The organism is Streptomyces changanensis, from assembly GCF_024600715.1.
GTDB lineage: Bacteria > Actinomycetota > Actinomycetes > Streptomycetales > Streptomycetaceae > Streptomyces > Streptomyces changanensis.
The window spans coordinates 2,566,962-2,588,790 of the sequence record NZ_CP102332.1 but is presented as its reverse complement, the minus strand read 5'-3'; the positions used below and the strand labels follow the sequence as shown (position 1 = coordinate 2,588,790).

The following is a 21,829-nucleotide window of genomic DNA, read 5'->3' as shown; positions in this document are numbered from 1 at the left end:
CTCTCGATCCACGGTGCGCGTCCCACGGGGTCGCCCGCACCGGATCGCGTCACACTATCCGCCCAGTTCAGCGTGGGGCGACGCCCGTGACAAATTCCACGCCCCTTACAACCGGGCATTCCGCCCAAAGTTCATGCACCGCCGCCTCTGTCACGTCCTTTCCTCTCACCGCCCCCCTCCACCCCGACGGCCGCGCGCCCGCTCACGGGCACGCGCTCGCCGCGGCGTTCGTACCGGTGTACGTCGGCGCCGGCGACGGGCTGCCCCGGCCACCCGGCGTCGCCCCTGGTGAGGGGCTCGTTTCCGGGGCCGGATCCGTACCGCGCGGCGGGGTGGTGGCGCCGCCGTCCCGCTCCCCCGGGGGGAGCACGACGACGGGGGCGTCGGCCCGCAGCCGCCTGAAGAGCCGCCCGGCGTCCGGCTGTACGAGTTCGTCCCGGTTCGGGTCGGCGTGGTACGGCCTGCGCGGCACTGTGAGGAACTGCACCTTCTCCGTCGGTACGCTGCGCAGTCTTCGCGCCAGGTCGTACAGGTCCTTGAGGGAGTCGAGCCCCGGGTCGGTGGTGAGGGACTTGGTGGCCGCGTCCAGGACCGGGTAGAGCCGCGCCGGGTTGAGCAGGACGCCGTTGCTCTGCACCTTGGTGACCAGCGCGCCGAGGAACTCCTGCTGGCGGTCCATGCGTTCGGTGTCGCTGCCCCCGCCCAGCGACTTGCGGGCCCGCACGTAGCCGAGGGCCTGCTCCCCGTCGAGCGTCTGCGCCCCGGCGGCCAGCTTCACGTGGGCGTCCGGGTCGTCGATGGGCTCGCGGACGCAGACGCGCACGCCGCCGACCGCGTCGACCATGTCCTTGAAACCCTGGAAGTCGATCACCATGTGGTGGTCGACGCGGATCCCGGTCAGCTTCTCCAGGGTGCGCACGGTGCAGGCCGTCCCGCCGGCCTGGAAGGCGGTGTTGAACTGGGCGACCCGCGGTGCGGCCCGCTTCCCGCGGGCGGTGCGGCAGTCGGGGACCTCCACCATCAGGTCGCGCGGGATCGACACGGCCGTCACGCCGTGCCCGCGCGCCGACAGGTGCAGCAGGATCGTGGTGTCGGACCGCTGGGTGCCCTCGTCCTGCCCGTACTCGGCGTTGCCGTCCCCGGCGCGTGTGTCGGAGCCGATGAGCAGGATGTTCCTGCCGCCGCGCGGGACGGGCGCCGGGCGGTCCCGCTCGTACCGCTTGAGCTCGGTGACCGCCCTCTCGTCGGTGGTGATGTTGCCGTCGAGCTTGCGGTACAGCCACCAGCCGGTACCCGCCGCGACGAGGACGACGACGGAGGAGCCGAGCGCCGCCCAGCGCAGCCACGACGGCCGGTTGCCGGCCGAGGCGTCCGGGTCGTCCGGGGGAGTGCCGGCGGTGTCCGTCACGTCGTCTGTCCGTCCTTCGGGGCGTCGGCGGCCTCCGGGGCCGCCGTCGGATGGTGAGACGGTCGAGCCCCGCGCGGGGTTGCGCGCACGGGGGTGCGCTCCGCCGATGATGTACCGGACGGGACCCGGGAACCCGGCGGACTCGGCACGCGGTCCGCCGGACGGGTGGCCGGGGTGCGGGCCCGCACCCCGGCCGTCAGGCGGTGTCAGGCCCGGTCGGTGACGCGTTCGGTGGCGGTGCGCCGGTCCAGTTCCTCGGGGGAGAGCCGGTCCAGGTGGCGGCACAGGACGACGGACCCGCCCGCCGCCAGCGGTGCGTACAGCCCGGCCGACACGCCGTCCCAGTCCTGCCACGGCAGCCCCGACAGCAGTCGCGAGCCGGGCGCGAGTCCGCGCCGCGCCGCGTCCCGGCGCGCCCGCGCGACGAGGTCGGCGCCGGTCAGCTCGGTACGGCCGCCGGCGGCGTCGCGCACGGCGAGCGCCGGCGCGTCGGGGCCGACGGGGGCGTACGGGGCGAAGCGGTCGCCCTGGCCCGGCACCTCGACGGCGTAGTCGTCGTAGCCGGCGGGCGGCGCGGGGAAGCGGCGCCCCAGCGGGGCGAGCGACAGGGCGAGGCGGCCGCCGGCGCAGGCGAGGCCCTCGTCGAGGCGGTCGGGTCCGGCCACGACGTGGTCGGCGGAGGCCGGGTCGCCGTCCAGGTCGGCCACCACGCCGACCGACGCGCAGGCGAGCAGCCAGACGGCGGTCTGCCAGTGCGCGGGCAGCAGCAGCGCGACCCGCTCACCGGGCTCGGCGGAGAGCCCGTCCTGGAGCAGGTTCGCCGTCTTGGCCACCCAGTTGGCGAAGGTGGCCACCGAGAGTTCGACGCGCTCACCGGTGGCGTCGTCGTAGTACGTGACCAGGGGGCGGGCCGGGTCCGCGGCGAGCGCGGATCGCAGCAGGTCGGCAGGGGTGCGGTCGCTGGCGTTCACCCGCGCAAGACTACGCGGGCGGGGTGGTCGCGGAAGGGCCGAGCGGGTGACGCGGTCCTCCGTACGGACCGATGAGCCGTCAGCGAAATCGAGAAGCGCAATTCGGGGCAAATGTCCAGTATCTGGCTATGCGTTCCATTCGTATTCCCTTGATCGGCGTAGCGGTCGCGGTCACCACCGCCTCCTCGCCCGCCCTCGCGATGCCCCTCTCCCCGGCCCACGCGGCCACCGCGGCCCCGACCGCCTCCACCGCCCCGCCCTCCGTGAAGGCGGCGGACGACACGCCCGACCCGGGCGCCACCCGGTCCTTGCCGCTCGTCCCGCTGCCCGGCGACGAGCGCAGCACGGCCCCCGGCGGTGGTGCCGCCCGGGGCCTGCCCCGCCAGGAGGTCGACCCGTTCTCGATGATCGGCGTGGTGTGGGACGACCCCGACGCCGAACTGCACGGCACCGTCCAGGTGCGTACCCGCGCCACCGGGACCGGCGCGTGGTCGCCGTGGCAGGACCTGGAGACCCACCAGGGCGACCACGGGGCCGACCCCGGTTCGGCGGAGGCCCGCTCCACCGCGGTCCGCGGCGGTACGGCGCCGCTGTGGGTGGGCGACTCGGACGGCGTCGAGGTACGGGTCCTGCCCGAGCCGGCCGAGGACCGCGCGGGACGGGCGCCCGCCCTGCCGGGCGGCCTGCGCGCGGAGCTCGTGGACCCGGGCGGCGACCCGGCACCGGAGCCGGGCACGGACGACCCGACCGCCCAGGACGCGCCGCCGGACCCCGCCGCCGACGTGAACACCGGCCAGGGCGCGACCGCCGACCCGGATCCGGCCACCGGGCCGGCGACGGACGCCGGTCCGGGCACCGCGACGGACCCGGCCACGGACCCCGCCTCCGACGCGGACCCCGCGACCGACACCGACACCGACACCGGCACCGACGCGGACCAGAACACCGACCCCGCCTCCGACACGGACACCGGAGCCGACGCCGACGCCGACGCGGACCAGGGTGCCGAAGAGGTCGCTGACGGACCCGCCGACGAGGCCGTCGACCCACCCACCGAGGTGGAGGAGAGCGCGGACCACTCCATCGACCCCGACGCCGTCGCCCCCGTCTCGGGCGCCGCGCTCTCCCCGGAGGAGACCGCCGCCTCGGCGGCCAACTCCGAGCTCGGCGCCTCTCTCGGCGCCGTCGAACTCCCCGAGATGACCGAGGCGGAGTGGGAGGCCGCCGGCCCCGCCGCCGCGTACGCCGCCCCGCGGCCGGGCATCGTCACGCGGAAGGGCTGGGGCGCCGACGAGAAGCTCCGCGAACCGTCCTTCCTCTACACCAAGTCCGTCCAGGTGGCCTTCGTCCACCACAGCGCCACCGGCAACAACTACACCTGCGCGCAGGCCCCCTCCGTCCTGCGAGGTATCTACCGCTACCACGTCAAGAGCATGGGGTGGCGCGACCTCGGCTACAACTTCGCCGTCGACAAGTGCGGCAAAATCTACGAAGGCCGGGCCGGCGGCGTGGCGAAGGCCGTCCAGGGCGCCCACACCCTCGGCTTCAACACCAACAGCACCGGCATCGCGGTCCTCGGCTCGTACGGCGGCACGACCCCGCCGGCCAAGGCCGTCACGGGCGTCGCGAAGCTGACGGCCTGGAAGCTCGGCCTCTACAGCAAGGACCCGAAGGGCAAGAGCACCCTGGTGTCGGGCGGCGGGAACCGGTACGCCAAGGGCACGAAGGTGAAGCTGAACACCATCTCGGGCCACCGGGACGGCTACTCCACCGAGTGCCCGGGCGCGAAGCTGTACGGAAAGCTCGGCACGATCCGCACTGCGGCGGCCACGTACCAGGGGAGGTCCTGACCCGAAGGCCGTGTCGAACCGTCTGTCCAGGTCTGCCTAGGATCTGCCTACACTGCCTGGTCGTGCCGATCATTTGAGCGATCCGATCTCCGACGAGGTCAGCCCGCCGGATCGGGCCACCACCCCAACGACCGGCCCAGCAGGAAGCAGAGACGACAGGTGACAGAAGCGATCCTCCTGGTCGGCGGCAAGGGAACCAGGCTGCGACCGATGACGGTGAACACGCCGAAGCCGATGGTGCCCGCGGCGGGTGTGCCCTTCCTCACGCACCAGCTCGCCCGGGCCCGCGCGGCCGGCGTCGAGCACATCGTCCTGGCGACCTCGTACCTGGCCGAGGTGTTCGAGCCGTACTTCGGCGACGGATCGTCCCTCGGCCTCCACCTGGAGTACGTCACCGAGGTGGAGCCCCTGGGCACCGGCGGCGCGATACGCAACGTCGCGGAGCGGCTGACGTCGGGGCCGGACGAGCCGGTCCTCATCTTCAACGGGGACATCCTCACCGGCCTCGACATCCGCGCCCTGGTCCACACCCACGAGACGTCCGGCGCCGACGTCTCGCTGCACCTGACCCGGGTCGAGGACCCGCGGGCGTTCGGGCTCGTGCCCACCGACCCCACGGGACGGGTCACGGCGTTCCTGGAGAAGCCGCAGACGCCGGAGGAGATCGTCACCGACCAGATCAACGCCGGCGCCTACGTCTTCCGCCGGTCGGTCATCGACTCCATCCCGGCCGGCCGGCCGGTCTCCGTGGAGCGCGAGACGTTCCCCGGGCTCCTGGCCGACGGCGCCCACCTCCAGGGCATGGTCGACTCCACGTACTGGCTGGACCTCGGGACCCCGCAGGCGTTCGTCCGCGGCTCCGCCGACCTCGTCCTCGGCCGCGCCCCGTCCCCGGCCGTGCCGGGCCGCTGCGGCGACCGGCTCGTCGTGGACGGCGCCGAGGTCGCCGCCGACGCCAAGCTCACGGGCGGCACCGTCGTCTGCGCGGGCGCCGTCGTCGGCGAGGGCGCGCGGATCGACGGCAGCGCCGTCATGGCGGGCGCCGTCGTGGAGCCCGGCGCGGTCGTCACGGACTCGCTCGTCGGGGAGGGCGCCCGGATCGGCGCCCGGACCGTGCTGCACGGCGCGGTGATCGGCGACGGCGCCCACGTCGGCGCGGACAACGAGCTGCGCGACGGCGTGCGCGTCTGGTGCGGCGCCCACCTGCCCGCCGGCGCGGTGCGCTTCTCCTCCGACCAGTAGGCGCCCGCGGGGCGGCCGGGCGGCGCGGTGGGTCTCCCCGCCGGCGCGTGGGCGCGTGGGCGCGTGTGCCGCTCCGCGTGGGCGCGTGGGCGTGTGGGCCCTCCGCTTGGGCGTGTGGGCCCGCCGGCGCGCAGGCCCCTCGGCTGCCGCCGGCGGCCGGCGCGGTGCGCGGTGGGTGCCCCTCCTGCCGGCCGGTGAGCGGGCGCGGGGACAGTCGGGCGGCGCGGGATTACCCTGTTCGGGACCCCGCACCCGACGACTCGCCGGACTTCCGGACCTCCCGGACCTCCGCGTCCCCACCGCAGGAGCCCCCGTGGCCGGCCGCTACGCCCCCCGCCCCCCGCGCACGACCGTGCGCGGCGGCGCCACCGGCGTACCCGGACACCGCGGACCCCGCCCCGCCGCCGGCCCGCCGCCCGCGCCGCCCGGACCGTCCGCGTCCGGCGGGGCGCCCGCGTCGGGCGGGACACCGGCGTCCGCCGGAACGCCCGGCGGGGAACGGGGCGGAGCCTCCGGAGGCCGGCGGCCCGTCGTGCCCCCGCAGGCGGGCGGGCAGCACAGCCCCCGCCACCGCACCTGGACCCCGCCCTGGCCGCTGGACCTCGGTCTCACCCTCGGCCCGCTGCGCCGCGGCCCGGCCGACCCCACGTACCGGGCGACACCCGACGGCGCGTTCTGGCGCACCTGCCGGACGCCGGAGGGCCCCGGCACGCTGCGCGTCACCGCACGCGGCGGCACGGTCGAGGCGGACGCGTGGGGCGCCGGCGCGGACTGGCTCCTGGACCGACTGCCGGTCCTGCTCGGCTCCCTGGACGAGCCGGACGCGTTCACGCCCCGGCACCGGCTGCTCGCCGTGACCCGGCGCCGCCGCCCCGGGCTGCGGCTGCTCCGCACCGGGCTGGTCCTGGAGTCGCTCATCCCCTCGATCCTGGAACAGAAGGTCACGACCGACGAGGCGTACCGGGCGTGGCGGCTGCTGGTGCGCGCGTACGGCGAGCCCGCGCCGGGCGCGCCGGCCGAGCTGCGCCTGGCCGTGGTGCCGGAGCCGCGGACCTGGGCGCTCGTCCCGTCGTGGGAGTGGCACCGCGCGGGCGTCGACGGCAAGCGCTCCGCCACCGTGCTGCGCGCCGTACGGGTGGCGCGCCGTCTGGAGGAGGCGGCCGGCATGGAGCCCGAGGCGGCCCGGCGCAGGTTGGAGCTGGTCCCGGGCATCGGCCCGTGGACGTCAGCGGAGACCGTCCAGCGCAGCAACGGCGCCCCGGACGCGGTGTCGACCGGCGACTACCACCTGCCGGGCATCATCGGCCACGCCCTGGCCGACCGCCGGGACGCCGACGACGCGCAGATGTTGGAGCTGCTGGAGCCGTACGCCGGCCAGCGCCACCGGGCCGCCCGGCTGGTCCTGCTCAGCGGCCGGACGCCGCCCCGTCGCGCCCCGCGCATGACCCCGCGCGACATCGCCCCCCTCTGACCGCCACGGGCCCCAGACGCCGCCACCCACCGCGGCACGGCCCGCACCACGACACCCGGGCCCGGCACCCCGGCCGCACCACGCCGCCGGGACCAGGTGACGGGCGACAGCGGCCGGGACCACGCCGCCGGGGCGGCCGGACCAGGCGACAGGAGACAGCAGCGTGGACCACGCGGCACCACGGCCCCCGCATCACGGGACGCGGCACCCGGGCCCCGTAGGACCTCACCGCACCGTGAGGAACGCCTCCGGATCGCGGGCCGGGCGGGGACGCGGGGGCTCCGCCGGGCGGCCGACGGCGACGGCGCCCATCGGGTCCCACTCCTCCGGCAGGTCCAGCACGCGCCGTACGACGTCGCGGCAGAACATCGTGGACGACACCCACGCCGAGCCGAGCCGCTCGCCCGCCAGCGCGACCAGCAGGTTCTGCACGCCGGCCCCCGCCGCGACGACGAACATCTCCCGCTCGGCGACGGCCCGGCGCGCGTCCGGGTACGTGTGGGCGCCGGTCGCCACCAGGCACGGCACCACCAGGTACGGCGCGTGGCGCAGCACGTCCCCGCGGCGGACCCGCCGGGCGACGGCCTCCTCGCCCAGCCCGTCGGCCCGCAGGTCGGCGACCCACGCGTCGCGCATCGCGTCCAGCAGCCGTAGGCGCGACTCCGCGGACTCCAGCAGCACGAACCGCCACGGCGTGGTGTGGTGCGGCGCGGGCGCCGTCACCGCGGCGGCGACCGCGCGCCGTACGGCGCCGGGGTCGACCGGGTCGTCGGTGAAGGCCCGTACGGTACGGCGTCGGGTGACGGCCTCGCGTACCGCCTCCGACGTGCCGAGCCGGAACATGTCGTCGTCCGCGCCGCGCACCAGGGCCCATGCCCCGGGCGCGTCCTCGCCGTCCCCGGCCACCAGGTGCGGCAGTCCGCGCACGACGGCGACGGGCCGCCCGGCGGTCTTGCCCTTCACCAGGTCCCCGGCGGCGGCCAGTTCGTCGGCGCTGGCCACGACCGTCGCGACGAGCGCGTTGCCGTGGGCGTCGGTACCGCCGCGCAGGTCGTCCAGGACGCGCACCCCGGCCGCCCCGATCGCCACGTCCGTCAGCCCGCTGCGCCAGGGCCGCCCGAAGGTGTCGGTGACGACGACGCCGACGTCGACGCCGAGCAGGGCCCGCAGCCCGGCGCGGATCGCCCGTGCCGAGGCGTCGGGGTCCTCGGGCAGCAGCAGGACCGTCCCGGCGGGGGTGTTCGACGCGTCGACCCCGGCCGCGGCCATGACGAGGCCGTTGCGGTTCTCGACGATCCGCAGGGTGCCGCGCCGGGCGACGACGCGGACCGTCTCGGCGTCGATGGCGGCCTCGCGGTCCGCGGTGGCGACGACCCGGCCCTCCGCCTTGCTCACGATCTTGGAGGTGACGAGGACGACGTCGCCGTCGGCCAGGCCGGGCTCGGCGGCGGCGATCAGCCCGGCGAGGTCGTCGCCCTTCCCGACCTCCGGTATCCCGGCCGGCGCCCAGACCCGGTAGCCGGCCGTCACCCCCGTACCTCCTCGGCGAGGGCGAGCGCCTCCCTGGCCATCGCCGCGGCCGCCTCCACGTCGGTCATCATCAGCGGCACGGCCCGGCAGCGGATGCCCGCGGCCTCCACCTCGGCGACCGCGTCCGCGTCCACGGTGTCGACGAGCCAGCCGTCCAGCAGGCCCGAGCCGTAGTGCCGGGCGACCGCCGAGGCCGTCGCCTCGACGCCGACCGCGGCGAGGACCTTGTCGGCCATGCCGCGCACCGGCGCGTTCCCGACGATCGGCGACAGGCCGACGACCGGCACGCCCGCCTCGGCGACGGCCTCCCGGATGCCGGGCACGGCGAGGATCGTGCCGATGCTGACCACCGGGTTGGACGGTGGGAAGAGCACCACGTCCGCCTCGGCGATCGCCTCCAGCACGCCGGGCGCCGGCTTGGCCTGCTCCGCGCCGACGGGCACGACCGCGTGCGCGTCGACGGAGGCGCGCAGCCGTACCCAGTACTCCTGGAAGTGGACCGCCCGCCGCTCGCCGTCCAGCTCGACCGCGACGTGCGTCTCCACCCGGTCGTCCGACATGGGCAGCAGCCGCACGCCCGGCCGCCACCGGTCGCACAGCGCCTCGGTGACGGCGCTCAGCGGATAGCCGGCGCCCAGCATCTGGGTGCGGACGATGTGCGTGGCGAAGTCGCGGTCGCCCAGGCCGAACCACTCGGGTCCCACCCCGTACGCCGCGAGTTCGGCCTTCACCTGGAAGGTCTCGTCGGCCCGCCCCCAGCCCTGTGCCTCGTCGATGCCACCGCCGAGGGTGTACATGACCGTGTCGAGGTCGGGGCAGACCTTCAGCCCGAACAGATGGATGTCGTCACCCGTGTTGCCGATGACCGTGATGTCCGCGTCGGGCGCGGCCCGCTTGAGGCCGCGCAGGAAACGGGCACCACCGATGCCACCGGCCAGAACCACCATGCGCATGCGGGCAGTTTGTCAGGCGGAGGACCCGCTCCGGGCACGCGGGGCGGATCTGTGGAAAACGGCGGCGCCGTCGTGCATCGGCATCTCGGTCAGACCCGGGTAGTAGACGTGCAGGCTGACGGCCGGTTCGAGCGAGTCGTTGACGATTCCGTGCGCGTAACCGGGCGCGAACACCCGCTGCGCGCCTCGGCCGAGCGTTCGTACACCCGTCGCCGTACGTTCCGTCAGCTCCCCCTCCAGCACGGTCAGCACACCGGACGACCTGCCGTGGTCGTGGGTCCCGCCGGTGCCCTGGCCGGGCAGCCAGGACAGGAGCCACACCTCGTACCCGGGGCCGGTGCGCAGCCGGTGGTACCAGCGCGTGGTGGCGTCGTACGCGACGAGGTGCGCCCACCGGGAGCGGTCGGCGGCGATGGAACGGGCGAGCCCGGCGTACTCGGCGACGGTGTCGGGGTGCTCCTTCTCCGGCTGGAGGAGGTGCTGGACGGCGAGGATGTCGCCGGCGATCTGGAGGTCGCTGTCGCTGTTCATGGGTGGGGTGTGTCCTCGGCTGAGCGTGGTCGGCGGGAGGGCGGTGCGGGTGCGGCTGAGCGCGGGCTCCGGGGGACCGGGACGTGCGCGCGTGCGGCGATGGGACGCGCCGGGGGAGGGGGCTGGAGCGCTAGGGCATCAACAGCAGGAACAGCAACAGCGAGCGTGGACAGCGCGGCGGAACCCACGGGCAACGTGGGTCGCGAAGGGCGCTGTGGTCGCTGGCATGCCTTCAAAGGTGGCTCGGCGCGAATCCTCTGTCAACCTGATGCCCGATTTGGCCGCAATGTTTCACCTCATCCGGTTACCGGGCGGGGAGAAAGGTTTGTGCGGCGGCGGTCGGGGACACATGGCGCAGGAACCACCCGCGCAAACGCCCGCGAGCGGTCGTGACCTGACTGTGATCCGGATCGCTTCGGCGAACCGGCGGCAACACGACCGACGTTAGGGACGTCCTTCTCGGGAGAGACGTCATGGACGGAGCGCGGAAGGGGCGGCGGGTGTCTCATTTTTACCGATATGAACACTTTCCGCATACCTTTGGTTCCGCAGAGTGAATACCGGGCCCAATAGCAGATCCCAGCTTGACTGCCCCGGAGCTACACACTTGTAATTTCACTCGTGTCGTTCGGCGGGAATTGCGAACGGCGGCATCACGGGGACGTTAATGACAGACGAGGGGCGCACATGACCGAGTTGTTCCAGGAGCTGCTGGTCGAGGACGCGGACGAGGAACTCGGCTGGCAGGAGCGCGCGTTGTGCGCCCAGACCGACCCCGAGTCCTTCTTCCCCGAGAAGGGCGGATCCACGCGTGAGGCCAAGAAGGTGTGCCTCGCCTGTGAAGTCCGTTCGGAATGCCTCGAATACGCACTGGCCAACGACGAGAGATTCGGAATCTGGGGCGGTCTCTCCGAGCGTGAGCGCCGCCGCCTGAAGAAGGCGGCCGTCTGACCCTCCCCGGGGCCGACCCCCGCGGCGAGCGCACCGCCGGCGCCCGGGCAGCCGGAGACCGGGCCCGCGCCCGGTAGTCCGCGCTCGTGGGCAGCCGCCCGGTAGTCCGCGCCCGTGGGCAGCCGCCCTGCGGGTCCGCCGTGAACAGCCGTGGCAGGCACCGGGCCCCCGCAGGGCCGCCCCGGCCGCCACCCGGGGGCGAGAGAGCCGCCCACGCCGCCCGCCCACGCCGCCCGACCGCCGCCCCGCCCGGCCGTGACCGGGCCGCCGGCCACTCCACCGACACCGGCACCGCCACCGGGCCGCCGGCCGTCACCGCGCGGTCGCCACCGTGCAGGCGGCCGCCACCAGGCCGCCCGGCCGCCGCCGGGCCACCCCGCCCCGGCTTCCACCCGGCTCGCCCGCCGGCCCGTGCCGTCCCCCGATCCCCCGACGGCGACCTTCCGACCGCGGAGAACGACCGCTCCACACCCCGTCAACGGTCCGCCGCCTGTGCTCCGTCCACAGGCGGCGGACCGCTGTCGTGCCAGCCATTAGTGTGGAGCCCCGTCAAAGACGCTCCGACGCCCCGCGACGCGGGCGACCCCCCGGCCGGAGGGCCCGTACCTCGATGTCCGCCACCACAGCCGCGTTTTCCGCCGCATCCCCGCCGCAGCAGCCCGAGTTCCCGCGGCACGTCGTCACCGCCGTGCTCGTCTCCCACGACGGGGCCCGCTGGCTGCCGGACGCCCTCGCCGGACTCCTCGGCCAGGAGCGGCCCGTGCAGTACGCCGTCGCCGCCGACACCGGCAGCGCCGACGACTCCGCCCGCCTCGTCGGCGAGGCCGTCGGAGAGGAGCGGGTCCTGCACCTCGCCCGCCGCACCGGCTTCGGCGCCGCCGTCGACGAGGCCGTGCGCTCCGTGCCCGTCCTCGGCCCCGACGACCTGCCGTACCTGAAGCGGCCCAGCGGCTGGGACCCCGCCAGCAGGACCTGGCGCGACGACGCCTACGACCAGCCGGAACTGCCCCACGGCGAACCGGTCCAGTGGCTGTGGCTCCTCCACGACGACTGCGCCCCCGCCCCCGACGCCCTCGCCGAGCTGCTGCGCGTCGCCGACTCCGACGCGTACGCCGCCGTCGTCGGCCCCAAGCTCCTCGGCTGGTACGACCGCAAGCAGCTCCTCGAGGTCGGCGTCTCCATCGCCAACAGCGGTCGCCGCTGGACCGGACTGGACCGCCGCGAGCAGGACCAGGGGCAGCACGACCAGATCCGCCCCGTCCTGTCCGTCTCCAGCGCCGGCATGCTCATCCGCCGCGACGTCTTCGAGGAGCTCGGCGGCTTCGACCGCCGCCTGCCCCTCATGCGCGACGACGTCGACCTGTGCTGGCGCGTCCACGCCGCGGGCCACCGCGTCCTCGTCGCCCCCGACGCCGTCGTCCGCCACGCCGAGGCGGCCTCCCGCGAGCGCCGCACCGTCGACTGCGCCGGCCGGTCCGTCGCCAACCCCCACCGCGTCGACAAGGCCGGCGCCGTCTACACCCTCCTCGCCAACGCGCGCGGAGCGGCCCTGCCGTACGTCTTCGTCCGGCTCCTGCTCGGCACCCTGCTGCGCACCCTCGCCTACCTCGTCGGCAAGGCGCCCGTCCAGGCCGTCGACGAGGTCATGGGCCTCTTCGGCGTCCTGCTCCGCCCCGAGCGGATCATCGCCGCCCGCCGCAGACGCGCCTCCCGCGCCGTCGACGCCGCCGAGCTGCGCCCCCTCTTCCCGCCCCCGGGCGCCACCGTCCGCGCCACGGTCGAACAGGTCGCCTCCAACATGGGCGGCGGCGACGCCGACTCGGGAGGCTCGCGGCACGGCGCCGTCGAGTCCGGCCCCGGCGGGGACGACGCCGACTACCTGGAGATCGAGCAGTTCGCCCGGCTCAAGAAGATCGCCCGCAAGCCGGGCCCGGTCCTCTTCGCCCTGCTCCTCCTCGTCTCCCTCGTCGCCTGCCGCGGCCTCTTCGGCGGCGGCTCCCTCGCCGGCGGCGCCCTCCTGCCCGTCCCCGACACCGTCGGCGACCTGTGGAGCCGGTACGCCGACGCCTGGCACCCCCTCGGCACCGGCGGCACCCAGAGCGCCCCGCCGTACCTCGCCCTGCTCGCCGGCCTCTCCGGGCTCTTCCTCGGCTCCACCGGCTTCGCCCTGACCGTGCTGCTCGTCTGCTCGGTTCCGCTCGCCGGCTTCACCGCCTACTTCGCCTCGCGCTCCCTCGTCGAGTCCCGGCTCCTGCGCGCGTGGGGCGCCACCGCCTACGCCTTTCTGCCCGCCGCCACCGGCGCCCTCGCCACCGGCCGGCTCGGCACCGCCGTCCTCGCGATCGTCCTGCCCCTGGCGGCCCGCGCCGCCGTCGCCGCCTACGGGCTGCGCGGCGGCGGCCGCGGCGCCCCCCGCGGCAGCTGGCGCGCCACCTGGGCGTACGCCTTCCTGCTCACCTTCACGATGGCGTTCACGCCCGTCGTCTGGCCCCTCGCCGTCGCCCTCGGCGTCGCGGCCCTCGTCCTGCGGCGCGACGACCTCACCGCCTACGGGCTCCGCCTCGTCGCCGTCGCCGGCACGCCCCTGCTGCTCCTCGCCCCCTGGTCGCTGACCCTGCTGACCGACCCGGCCGCCTTCCTCGCGGAGGCCGGCACGCAGATCCGCACCGGCCCGGCGTCGGCGCTCGACCTGCTGGGCACCAGCCCCGGCGGCCCCCGCACGGTGGGCGGCCTCGTCCTGATCGGCCTGGTCCTCGCCGCCCTCGCCGCGCTGCTGCGCGCCGAGCGGCGGTTCGCCGTCCACTGCGCCTGGGCCGTCGCCCTCGTCGCCCTCCTCTTCGCCGTCCTCACCAACGGCTCCGGCGACCACGGCACCGGCTGGGCCGGCCCCGCCACCCTCGTGTACGGCCTCGCCCTGCTCGCCGCAGGCATGCTCGGCGCCGAGGGCGGCCGCGCCCGCGTCGCCGCCCAGAGCTTCGGCTGGCGCCAGCCCGTCGCCGCGCTCATCGCCCTCGCCGCCGCGATCGGCCCCCTGGTCTCCGCCACGACGTGGATGATCGGCGGCGCCGCCGGACCGCTGGAGCGCCGCGACCCCACCCAGGTCCCGGCGTTCGTCGCCGAGGAGAGCACCACCCGCGACCAGCCGCGCACCCTCGTCCTCGACGGCCCCTCCGCCGCCCAGGTCGGCTACGCCCTCGTCCGCGGCTCCGGCGCCCGCCTCGGCGACGCCGAGCTGACCGCCACGGCCGGTGGCGACGCCCGTCTCGACAAGGTCGTCGCCCACCTCGTCGCCGGCTCCGGCGCCGACCAGACCGCCGAGCTGAGCGGCTTCGCCATCCGGTACGTCCTCGTCCGCGACGGTGCCCCGCGCGAGATGGGCCGCGTCCTCGACGCCACCCCCGGGCTCAGCCGGCTCAGCCAGCGCGACGGCAGCGCCCTGTGGCGGGTCGACCGTCAGGTCGCCCGCGCCGTCATCGTCCCCGGCGCCGCCGCCGACGCCGTCGGGACCGCCGAGCCCCAGCCCGTCGGCTCCGGTCCCGTCGAGGCCCACAGCGACATCCCCGCGGGCGGCGAGGGCCGGATCCTGCGCATCGCGGACCGCGCCGACGACGGCTGGCGGGCCACCCTCGACGGCGAGCCCCTGGACAAGACCACCGTCGACGGTTGGGCCCAGGGCTTCGAACTCCCCGCCCGAGGCGGCCGCCTCGACCTGACGTACGAGACGCCCCTCACCCACACCGCGTGGATCTGGGCCCAGTGCGCCCTCGCCGTCGTCCTGCTCGTCCTCGCCCTGCCCGGCCGCCGCCGCGACGTCGACGACGACCTGCCGGAGGAGGCCGTCGCCCTCCCCGCCCAGGACGCCACCGGGGACGGCCGTCGCGCCCGCCGGCTGCGCGCCGCCGCCGAGACCGAGACCGACGCCCCCGAGCCGGACCCGGCGGCCGACGCCGACCCGTACGCCATGCCGGCCTCCGGCACCCGCCCGGCACCCGACTGGGGGGCCGCCCACGTCGCCTCGGGCGCCCAAGGCGTCCCCGGCCCGCAGACCGTCCCCGACCACGGCGGCGCGCCCCACCAGGAGCCGTACGCCCCGCCCACCCCCGGCGACCCGGGACCGGACCCCGCCGGACAGCCGTACGCCCAGCCTTACGGCCAGCAGCCGTACGACGGACAGCCGTACGACCAGCAGTCCTACGCCCAGCCCTACGTCCGGCAGCCGTACGCCCAGCCCCACGACGCGCCCCACGACGGCGCCGCGTACGGGCAGTACGACCCGTCCGCGTACGGCGGCCAGTACGACCCGCAGCAGTACGACCCGCAGTACCCGTACCCGCAGGACCAGTACGACCCGTACGGCCACGAGAACGAGCAGCGTCCCGACGGGAGCAGCCACCAGTGAACCGCAGCACCCTCTCCCTCCTCGCGGCCGCGACGGCCCTGGCGGCCCTCACCGGGGTCGCCACGCTCACCGCGCCCGCCCCCGACGCCGCCACCTCCGCCGGCGCGGCGCCCGCCCGGCTGCCCGTCGAGCGCAGCAGCCTGCTGTGCCCCGCGCCGAGCTCCTCCGAGGTCGCCGAGACGACGTACACGTCCTTCACCCCCGCCGCCGACGACGCCCCCGGCGGCACGGCACCCGGCACGGGCGGGGCCGACGGGGCGGAGGTGCCGGACCGGGCCGAACTGAAGCCGTCCGCCGCCGTCCAGGACACGACCGCCGCCCCCAAGAAGGCCGACGCGCGGAAGGCGGACGCCGAGCAGGCCGACCAGGCGGCCGACACCAAGAAGCCGCCGGCCGCCGAGAAGGCCGTCGTCACCGCCACCGAACCCGGCAGGCCCGTCGCGGCGCAGGCGGACGGCGCCGACGCGCCCGCCCTCATCGGCGTCGCCTCCGGCCGCCTCGCCCCCGGCTGGACCACCCAGCAGACGACGCTCGTCCCGGCCGGCGGCGCGCGCGGCCTGCTCGGCGTCGGCTGCTCGGCGCCCGACACCGACTTCTGGTTCCCCGGCACGTCCACCGCCGAGAACCGCCGCGACTACGTCCACCTCACCAACCCCGACGACGCCGCCGCCGTCGTCGACGTCGAGCTGTTCGGGCCCGAGGGCCCCCTCAAGTCGCAGCTCACCGACGGCATCCCCGTCCCCGCCCGCTCCAGCGTCCCCGTCCTGCTGTCGACGCTGACCGCCGACCCGGCCACCTCCGACGTCACGGTCCACGTCACCACCCGCAGCGGCCGCGTCGGCGCCGTCGTCCGCTCCGCCGTCGACCAGCTCGGCAGCGACTGGCTGCCCGCCTCCGCCGACCCGGCCGACACGCTCGTCCTGCCCGGCATCCCCGCCGACGCCACGTCCGTCCAGCTCATCGCCTACACACCGGGCGAGGACGACGCCGAGATGAAGATCCAGCTGGTCGGCGCGACCGGCACGATCACCCCCGCCGTCCAGCAGACGATCCGCGTCAAGTCACGGATGACCGCCTCCGCCGACCTCAAGGGCCTCACCAACGGCGAGGCCGGCGCGCTGCTGCTCACCCCCGCCCAGAAGGGCGGGGCCACGCCCGTCGTCGCCGCGCTCCGTGTGATCCGGGGCTCCGGCGAGAAGCAGGAGGTCGCGTTCATCCCGGCGACCGGCCCGGTGGGGGAGCAGGCGACCGTCGCGGACAACCGCGCCAAGGGCACCACCCTCTCGCTCACCGCGCCCGCCGGGACCGCCGAGGTCTCGGTGACGGCGTCGGCCGGCACCGAGGGCGGCACGCCCACGACCAAGACGTACACGGTGAAGGCCGGCACCACCGTGTCCATGACGCCGCCCGTGCCGGCCGGGCTCAAGGGCTCCTACGCCCTGACCGTCCGGACCGTCTCCGGCGGCCCCGTGCACGCGGCGCGCATGCTGGCCCTGCCGCAGGACGGCATCGCGATGTTCACCGTCCAGACCCTCGCCGACGACCGCGGCAGGGTGGCCGTCCCGCGCGCGGAACAGGACCTGTCGGTCCTGGAGGACTGACCGGGCGGACGCCTCGCGGGAGGCCCACCGCCCCGAGGTCACGACCGTCAGCCGGCCGACCGCCTGCGGAGGGGCCGTGGCGGGTCGCCCCCGCAGGGGTCGGCGGCGTCACCCGGGTTCCCTCACGCGGCACCCGAGGCCGCCGACCCCGCGGAGGTGGCCCGCCGCGGCCCCGACCCCACCCACCGGCCGAGACCGCCGCGGGCGCCCCGCCGACGGGACCGCCCCCGGGGCACGAGCCGCGAAAGGACCGCCCGCGGGCCGTGGGGGCGGCGTCGGTCAGTCCTGCCCGTAGCGCGGGTCCACCGACTCCGGCGCCAGGCCCAGCAGGTCCGCGACCTGCTCGACGACCACCTCGTGGACGAGCAGGGCCCGCTCGTCGCGGCTCTTGGCGCGCAGCTCCACCGGCCGCCGGTAGACGACCACGCGCGCGGGTTGCTCGCGCGTCGCGGGCGCCGAGCTGCCCAGCGGCACCGAGTCGTCCTGCGCGGCCGGCACCTCCAGCACCATGAAGTCCACCTCGGAGAGCTGCGGCCACCGCCGCTCCAGCCGCTCCACGGAGTCCTGCACCAGGTCCCGGAACGTGTCCCCACGGGAGGCTGACAGCGGTACCTGGGGCGGGGCCACGGGCCCGCGCATCCCACGGCCGTGGCGGTCACGGCGGCGCGGTCGGGGCTCGGTCGGACGGGGTGCTCCGGGACTGTCCATCACCTGACGCAGCGTAGCCCTCCCGAGCGCGCTGCGTGGCCCCGCACACCCCCGCCAAACCGGCCCGCCGCGACGTCAGACCCTGGGCCGCGCCCGGGACGGCAGGCGCCGCCCACCCTTCCGCCACCCCACACCACCCCCGCCATCCGTGAACCATCCGCGAACCACCCGGGGCGTGATCCGGCCACATACCGGCGCGATCCGGTACGCCTCCCCGATCGGCCCACCTCCCGCGACCCCCCTGACCACCCCCCGCGCCCCCGCCGGACCGGCCACCCCGCGCCCCGCCGCACCCCCTCGCGCACCCGTCCCCGCAGGTCGCGACGGCCCTCCGACACCCCCCTGTGCCCGACGTCACACCGCGACACGGGCGAGTGACCTGGTGGAGAGTCGTCGCGGCCCGCTCAAGAGTGCGGTACCGTCCAACGTCGTGAGCCCTGTACGTCGCTGTTCGCGCACCGCGTGCGGCCGCCCTGCCGTCGCGACACTGACGTACGTCTATGCCGACTCGACCGCGGTCCTCGGCCCGCTCGCCACCTACGCCGAACCCCACTGCTACGACCTGTGCGCCGAGCACAGCGAGCGCCTCACCGCGCCCCGCGGCTGGGAGGTCGTCCGCCTCTCCGACGCCTCCGGCCCCACGCGCCCCAGCGGTGACGATCTTGAGGCCCTCGCCAACGCCGTGCGCGAGGCCGCCCGCCCGCAGGAACGCACGGCCCAGGCCGGCGGCAAGACCGGCGGCCGAGGCGGGGACCCCGTCGAGGTCGGCCGCCGCGGCCACCTGCGTGTGCTGCGCTCCCCGGACTCCTGACGACGCCCGCCCGGTTTGCCCCGCCCCGCCCCGGCCCGGCCCGGCCCCGCGTCCGTCGCTACGCCTCGGTACGTCCCTCCGCGCTTCCCCGTGACACCGGCGGGTAGCTTGTGTACTCCACACAGGCTCGCAGGAGGTTGGTCAGTGACTGCTGATCTGTCGCAGATCGTCAAGGCGTACGACGTCCGCGGAGTGGTGCCGGATCAGTGGGACGAGGTGCTCGCCGAGCTGTTCGGCGCCGCCTTCGTCCGCGTGACCGGCGCCGACGCCGTCGTCGTCGGCCACGACATGCGCCCCTCGTCGCCCGGTCTGTCCGGCGCCTTCGCGCGCGGGGCGGCCGCCCAGGGAGCCGACGTCACCCTGATCGGACTCTGCTCCACCGACCAGCTGTACTTCGCGTCGGGGCACCTCGGCCTGCCGGGCGCCATGTTCACGGCGTCCCACAACCCGGCCCAGTACAACGGCATCAAGATGTGCCGCGCCGGCGCCGCCCCGATCGGCCAGGACAGCGGCCTCGGCGAGATCCGCGCGCTGGTCGAGGACTGGCGCGACTCCGGCGCCCCGGCGCCGGCCGCCACCCCCGGCGAGATCACCCGGACCGACACCCTCGCCGACTACGCCGCGTACCTGAAGTCGCTGGTCGACCTCGCGTCCATCCGCCCCCTGAAGGTCGTCGTCGACGCGGGCAACGGCATGGGCGGCCACACCGTCCCCACCGTCTTCGAGGGCCTGCCCCTCACGCTCGTCCCGATGTACTTCGAGCTGGACGGCACCTTCCCCAACCACGAGGCCAACCCCCTCGACCCGGCCAACATCGTCGACCTCCAGCAGCGCGTCCGCGAAGAGGGCGCCGACCTGGGCCTGGCCTTCGACGGCGACGCCGACCGCTGCTTCGTCGTCGACGAGCGCGGCGAGCCCGTCTCCCCGTCCGCCGTCACCGCCCTCGTCGCCGCCCGCGAGCTGGCCAAGCACCCCGGCGGCACGGTCATCCACAACCTGATCACGTCGCTGTCCGTGCCGGAGGTCGTCCGCGAGAACGGCGGCACGCCCGTCCGCACCCGCGTCGGCCACTCCTTCATCAAGGCGGAGATGGCCCGCACGGGCGCCATCTTCGGCGGTGAGCACTCGGCGCACTACTACTTCCGCGACTTCTGGAACGCCGACACCGGCATGCTCGCCGCCCTCCACGTCCTCGCGGCGCTCGGCGGGCAGGAGGGCACGCTGTCCGCCCTCGTCGCCGAGTACGACCGGTACGCCGGGTCCGGCGAGATCAACTCCACCGTCGCCGACCAGGCCGCCAGCGCCGCCGCCGTACGCGAGTCCTTCGCCGGCCGCGACGGCGTCACCACCGACGAGCTGGACGGCCTCACCGTCCAGGGCGACGGCTGGTGGTTCAACCTGCGGGCGTCCAACACCGAGCCGCTGCTCCGCCTCAACGTCGAGGCCCAGGACGAGCCCACCATGGCGAAGATCCGCGACGAGGTCCTCACCCTCGTCCGCGCCTCCTGACGCCACCCCCCGACGCCACCCCCCTTGCGGGAGGGACGGACGCGCACACCACCCCGGGCGGCCACCCCGCCCGGGGCCCGCGCCACCACCCGTCCCCCGGCCCCCGGCGGTAGGCTGGCGTCGCCACGTACACCAGCGCAGCACGTACCCAGCGCACCACGACGCGGCACGCACGACGCGCACGAACGCAGCACACCACGACGCCGCACCGGCCACCCGGTACGCGCCCGGACCCACCGGCCGCCGCACCGACCGGCCACCGCCCCGGCGCCGACGCACCCGAAGGGACTCGCCCCATGCCGCTCGAAGCCGGCCTCCTGGACATCCTCGCCTGCCCGGCCTGCCGCGCACCCCTCGCCGACCGCACCGCCGACGAGACCCCCGAGCTGCTCTGCACCGGCGACGGCTGCGGCCTGGCCTACCCCGTACGGGACGGCATCCCGGTGCTCCTCGTCGACGAGGCCCGCCGGCCCGCCTGACCCGCGACGCGCACCGCCCCGGCGACACCCCGCAACGGCGATCGGAGGCCCCCGCCCATGCTCGACGAGTCGCTGCTCGACGACCCCGAAGCCCTCGCCCGGGCCGACCGCCGCGGCCTGTTGCGCGGCGCCGCCGAAGCCGGGGCCCGCGTACGCACCGCGGCCCGGCACGCGACCGAGGCCGGAGTCACCGCCCTCCAGGCCGAAGGGCGCCCCCGCACCGTCCTCGTGGCCGGTACCGGCACGGCCGCGACCGGCGTCGCCGACCTGATCGCCGCCCTCGCCGGGGCGTCCGCGCCCGTGACCCGGCTGCACCCCAGCGGCGTCGCCCCGGCCGCCGGCGCGCTGCGCTGGACCCTGCCGGGCTGGGCCGGCCCCGTGGACCTGCTGCTCATCCCGACCACCGACGGCTCCGAACCCGGGCTCGCCCTCCTCGCCGAGCAGGCGTACCGCCGCGGCGTCACCGTCGTCTCCGTCGCCCCCGAGGGCTCCCCGATCGCCGAGGCCGTCGACGGCACCCACGGCCTCGTCGTCCCCCTGGCCGCCGCACCCCACGAGCGGTACGAGGAGGAGGCCCAGCAGGCCCCGGGCCCCGGCGCCCTGTGGGCGCTGCTCACGCCGCTCCTCGCCCTCCTGGACCGCGTCGGTCTGTTCACCGCGCCCGCCGACGCCCTGGAGAAGGTCGCCGACCGTCTCGACCGCGTCGCCGAACGCTGCGGCCCCGCCGTCGCCACGTACGGAAACCCGGCCAAGACCCTCGCCGCGGAGCTCGCGGACACCCTGCCCCTCATCTGGACCGAGGGAACCGCCGCCGCCCCCGTCGGCCGGCGCTTCGCCGCCGTCCTCGCCGAGATCGCCGGCCGCCCGGCACTCGCCGGCGAACTGCCCGAGGCGCTCCCCGCCCACGGCGGCCTCCTCGCCGGGGACTTCGCCGCGGGCGCCGACCCCGACGACTTCTTCCGCGACCGCATCGAGGACCCCCAGGCCCTGCACGCCCGCGTCGTCCTCCTGCGCGACCGGCCGGTCGACGCCGGCGGCCTCACCGCCGCCCCCGCCGCCCGGGAACTGGCCCTCGGCCACGACACGGCCATCAGCGAACTCGAACCGGAGGAGGGCAGCGAGCTCGAAGCCCTCGCCGAGCTGCTCGCCGTGACCGACTTCGCCGCCTGCTACCTCGCCCTGGCCTCCGCCGGACGGGCCTGAGCCCCACCGGCCCACCGCCGCCGCCCCGACCGGCCCGCCCCGGCGCCACCACCGGGGCGCACCACCCCGACCCGGCACCACCGGCCCACCACCGCGGACCCGCCACACCGGCCCGGCACCCCCCCCGGCCGCCACCAACCCCGACGGGCCCGACCCAGGGCCACCGACCCACCACCCGAACCGACACCCCCGCCAGGCACACGGCCAGGCAC

General features: G+C 76.1%; 16 protein-coding genes. 10 read left to right on the top strand and 6 right to left on the bottom strand.

Annotation, left to right across the window (positions count from 1 at the left end; translation table 11 throughout):
• Positions 1-202: 202 nt before the first annotated feature.
• Positions 203-1,408 carry an LCP family protein gene (locus NRO40_RS11440; protein ID WP_058943306.1) on the bottom strand — a complete coding sequence of 402 codons (1,206 nt, stop codon included), beginning with the start codon at positions 1,406-1,408 and terminating at the stop codon, positions 203-205.
• 206 nt (positions 1,409-1,614) lie between these two features.
• Positions 1,615-2,379, bottom strand: a complete 765-nt coding sequence (locus NRO40_RS11435; protein WP_058943307.1) for a TIGR03089 family protein — start codon at positions 2,377-2,379, stop codon at positions 1,615-1,617.
• A gap of 128 nt (positions 2,380-2,507) precedes the next feature.
• Here NRO40_RS11435 and NRO40_RS11430 point away from each other — a divergent pair, with 128 nt between their 5' ends.
• The 3 genes from NRO40_RS11430 (at position 2,508) to NRO40_RS11420 (ending at position 6,942) form a co-directional block, all read left to right on the top strand.
• Positions 2,508-4,229, top strand: a complete 1,722-nt coding sequence (locus NRO40_RS11430) for an N-acetylmuramoyl-L-alanine amidase (RefSeq protein ID WP_058943308.1) — start codon at positions 2,508-2,510, stop codon at positions 4,227-4,229.
• Between the two features lie 159 nt (positions 4,230-4,388).
• Complete coding sequence (manB, locus tag NRO40_RS11425; RefSeq protein ID WP_058943309.1) at positions 4,389-5,471, top strand: mannose-1-phosphate guanylyltransferase; 1,083 nt, start codon at positions 4,389-4,391, stop codon at positions 5,469-5,471.
• 313 nt (positions 5,472-5,784) lie between these two features.
• A complete protein-coding gene (locus tag NRO40_RS11420) occupies positions 5,785-6,942 on the top strand; it encodes a DNA-3-methyladenine glycosylase family protein (RefSeq protein WP_198549390.1) in 1,158 nt (385 codons plus the stop codon).
• Between the two features lie 225 nt (positions 6,943-7,167).
• On the opposite strand, the gene NRO40_RS11415 is transcribed toward NRO40_RS11420, so the two are convergent.
• From NRO40_RS11415 to NRO40_RS11405, 3 genes are read right to left on the bottom strand one after another with little or no spacing between them, the layout of a single operon-like run.
• Positions 7,168-8,472, bottom strand: a complete 1,305-nt coding sequence (locus NRO40_RS11415; RefSeq protein WP_058943310.1) for a coenzyme F420-0:L-glutamate ligase — start codon at positions 8,470-8,472, stop codon at positions 7,168-7,170.
• Positions 8,469-9,425 (bottom strand): 2-phospho-L-lactate transferase, encoded by a 957-nt coding sequence (gene cofD / locus NRO40_RS11410; RefSeq protein WP_058943311.1) that lies wholly within the window; start codon positions 9,423-9,425, stop codon positions 8,469-8,471. The genes NRO40_RS11415 and cofD overlap by 4 nt, the downstream gene beginning before the upstream one ends.
• A 12-nt stretch (positions 9,426-9,437) precedes the next feature.
• Entirely contained in the window at positions 9,438-9,956 is a 519-nt protein-coding gene (locus NRO40_RS11405; protein ID WP_058943312.1) for a cysteine dioxygenase, read from the bottom strand.
• A 687-nt stretch (positions 9,957-10,643) separates the two neighbouring features.
• Between NRO40_RS11405 and NRO40_RS11400 the strand changes: the two genes are divergently transcribed.
• From NRO40_RS11400 to NRO40_RS11390, 3 genes are all read left to right on the top strand, one after another.
• Positions 10,644-10,907, top strand: coding sequence for a WhiB family transcriptional regulator (locus tag NRO40_RS11400; RefSeq protein WP_023588371.1), 264 nt, complete (start codon positions 10,644-10,646; stop codon positions 10,905-10,907).
• Between the two features lie 610 nt (positions 10,908-11,517).
• Positions 11,518-15,306, top strand: a complete 3,789-nt coding sequence (locus NRO40_RS11395; RefSeq protein WP_058943313.1) for a glycosyltransferase — start codon at positions 11,518-11,520, stop codon at positions 15,304-15,306.
• Entirely contained in the window at positions 15,303-16,907 is a 1,605-nt protein-coding gene (locus NRO40_RS11390; protein WP_058943314.1) for a DUF5719 family protein, read from the top strand. Before NRO40_RS11395 ends, NRO40_RS11390 begins: the two co-directional genes overlap by 4 nt.
• A gap of 279 nt (positions 16,908-17,186) precedes the next feature.
• On the opposite strand, the gene NRO40_RS11385 is transcribed toward NRO40_RS11390, so the two are convergent.
• On the bottom strand, positions 17,187-17,615 hold the full coding sequence (locus tag NRO40_RS11385; protein WP_079047235.1) for a metallopeptidase family protein: 429 nt from the start codon (positions 17,613-17,615) through the stop codon (positions 17,187-17,189).
• A 382-nt stretch (positions 17,616-17,997) separates the two neighbouring features.
• On the opposite strand from NRO40_RS11385, the gene NRO40_RS11380 reads away from it, so the two are divergent.
• The 4 genes from NRO40_RS11380 to NRO40_RS11360 all read left to right on the top strand — a co-directional run bounded on the left by NRO40_RS11380 (position 17,998) and on the right by NRO40_RS11360 (position 21,617).
• A complete protein-coding gene (locus tag NRO40_RS11380; RefSeq protein ID WP_079047236.1) occupies positions 17,998-18,426 on the top strand; it encodes a DUF3499 domain-containing protein in 429 nt (142 codons plus the stop codon).
• Positions 18,427-18,570: 144 nt separating this feature from the next.
• Positions 18,571-19,935 (top strand): phosphomannomutase/phosphoglucomutase, encoded by a 1,365-nt coding sequence (locus tag NRO40_RS11375; protein WP_058943317.1) that lies wholly within the window; start codon positions 18,571-18,573, stop codon positions 19,933-19,935.
• 296 nt (positions 19,936-20,231) lie between these two features.
• Complete coding sequence (locus tag NRO40_RS11365) at positions 20,232-20,414, top strand: Trm112 family protein (RefSeq protein ID WP_058943318.1); 183 nt, start codon at positions 20,232-20,234, stop codon at positions 20,412-20,414.
• Between the two features lie 57 nt (positions 20,415-20,471).
• Positions 20,472-21,617, top strand: coding sequence for an SIS domain-containing protein (locus tag NRO40_RS11360; RefSeq protein WP_058943319.1), 1,146 nt, complete (start codon positions 20,472-20,474; stop codon positions 21,615-21,617).
• Positions 21,618-21,829 lie beyond the last annotated feature (212 nt).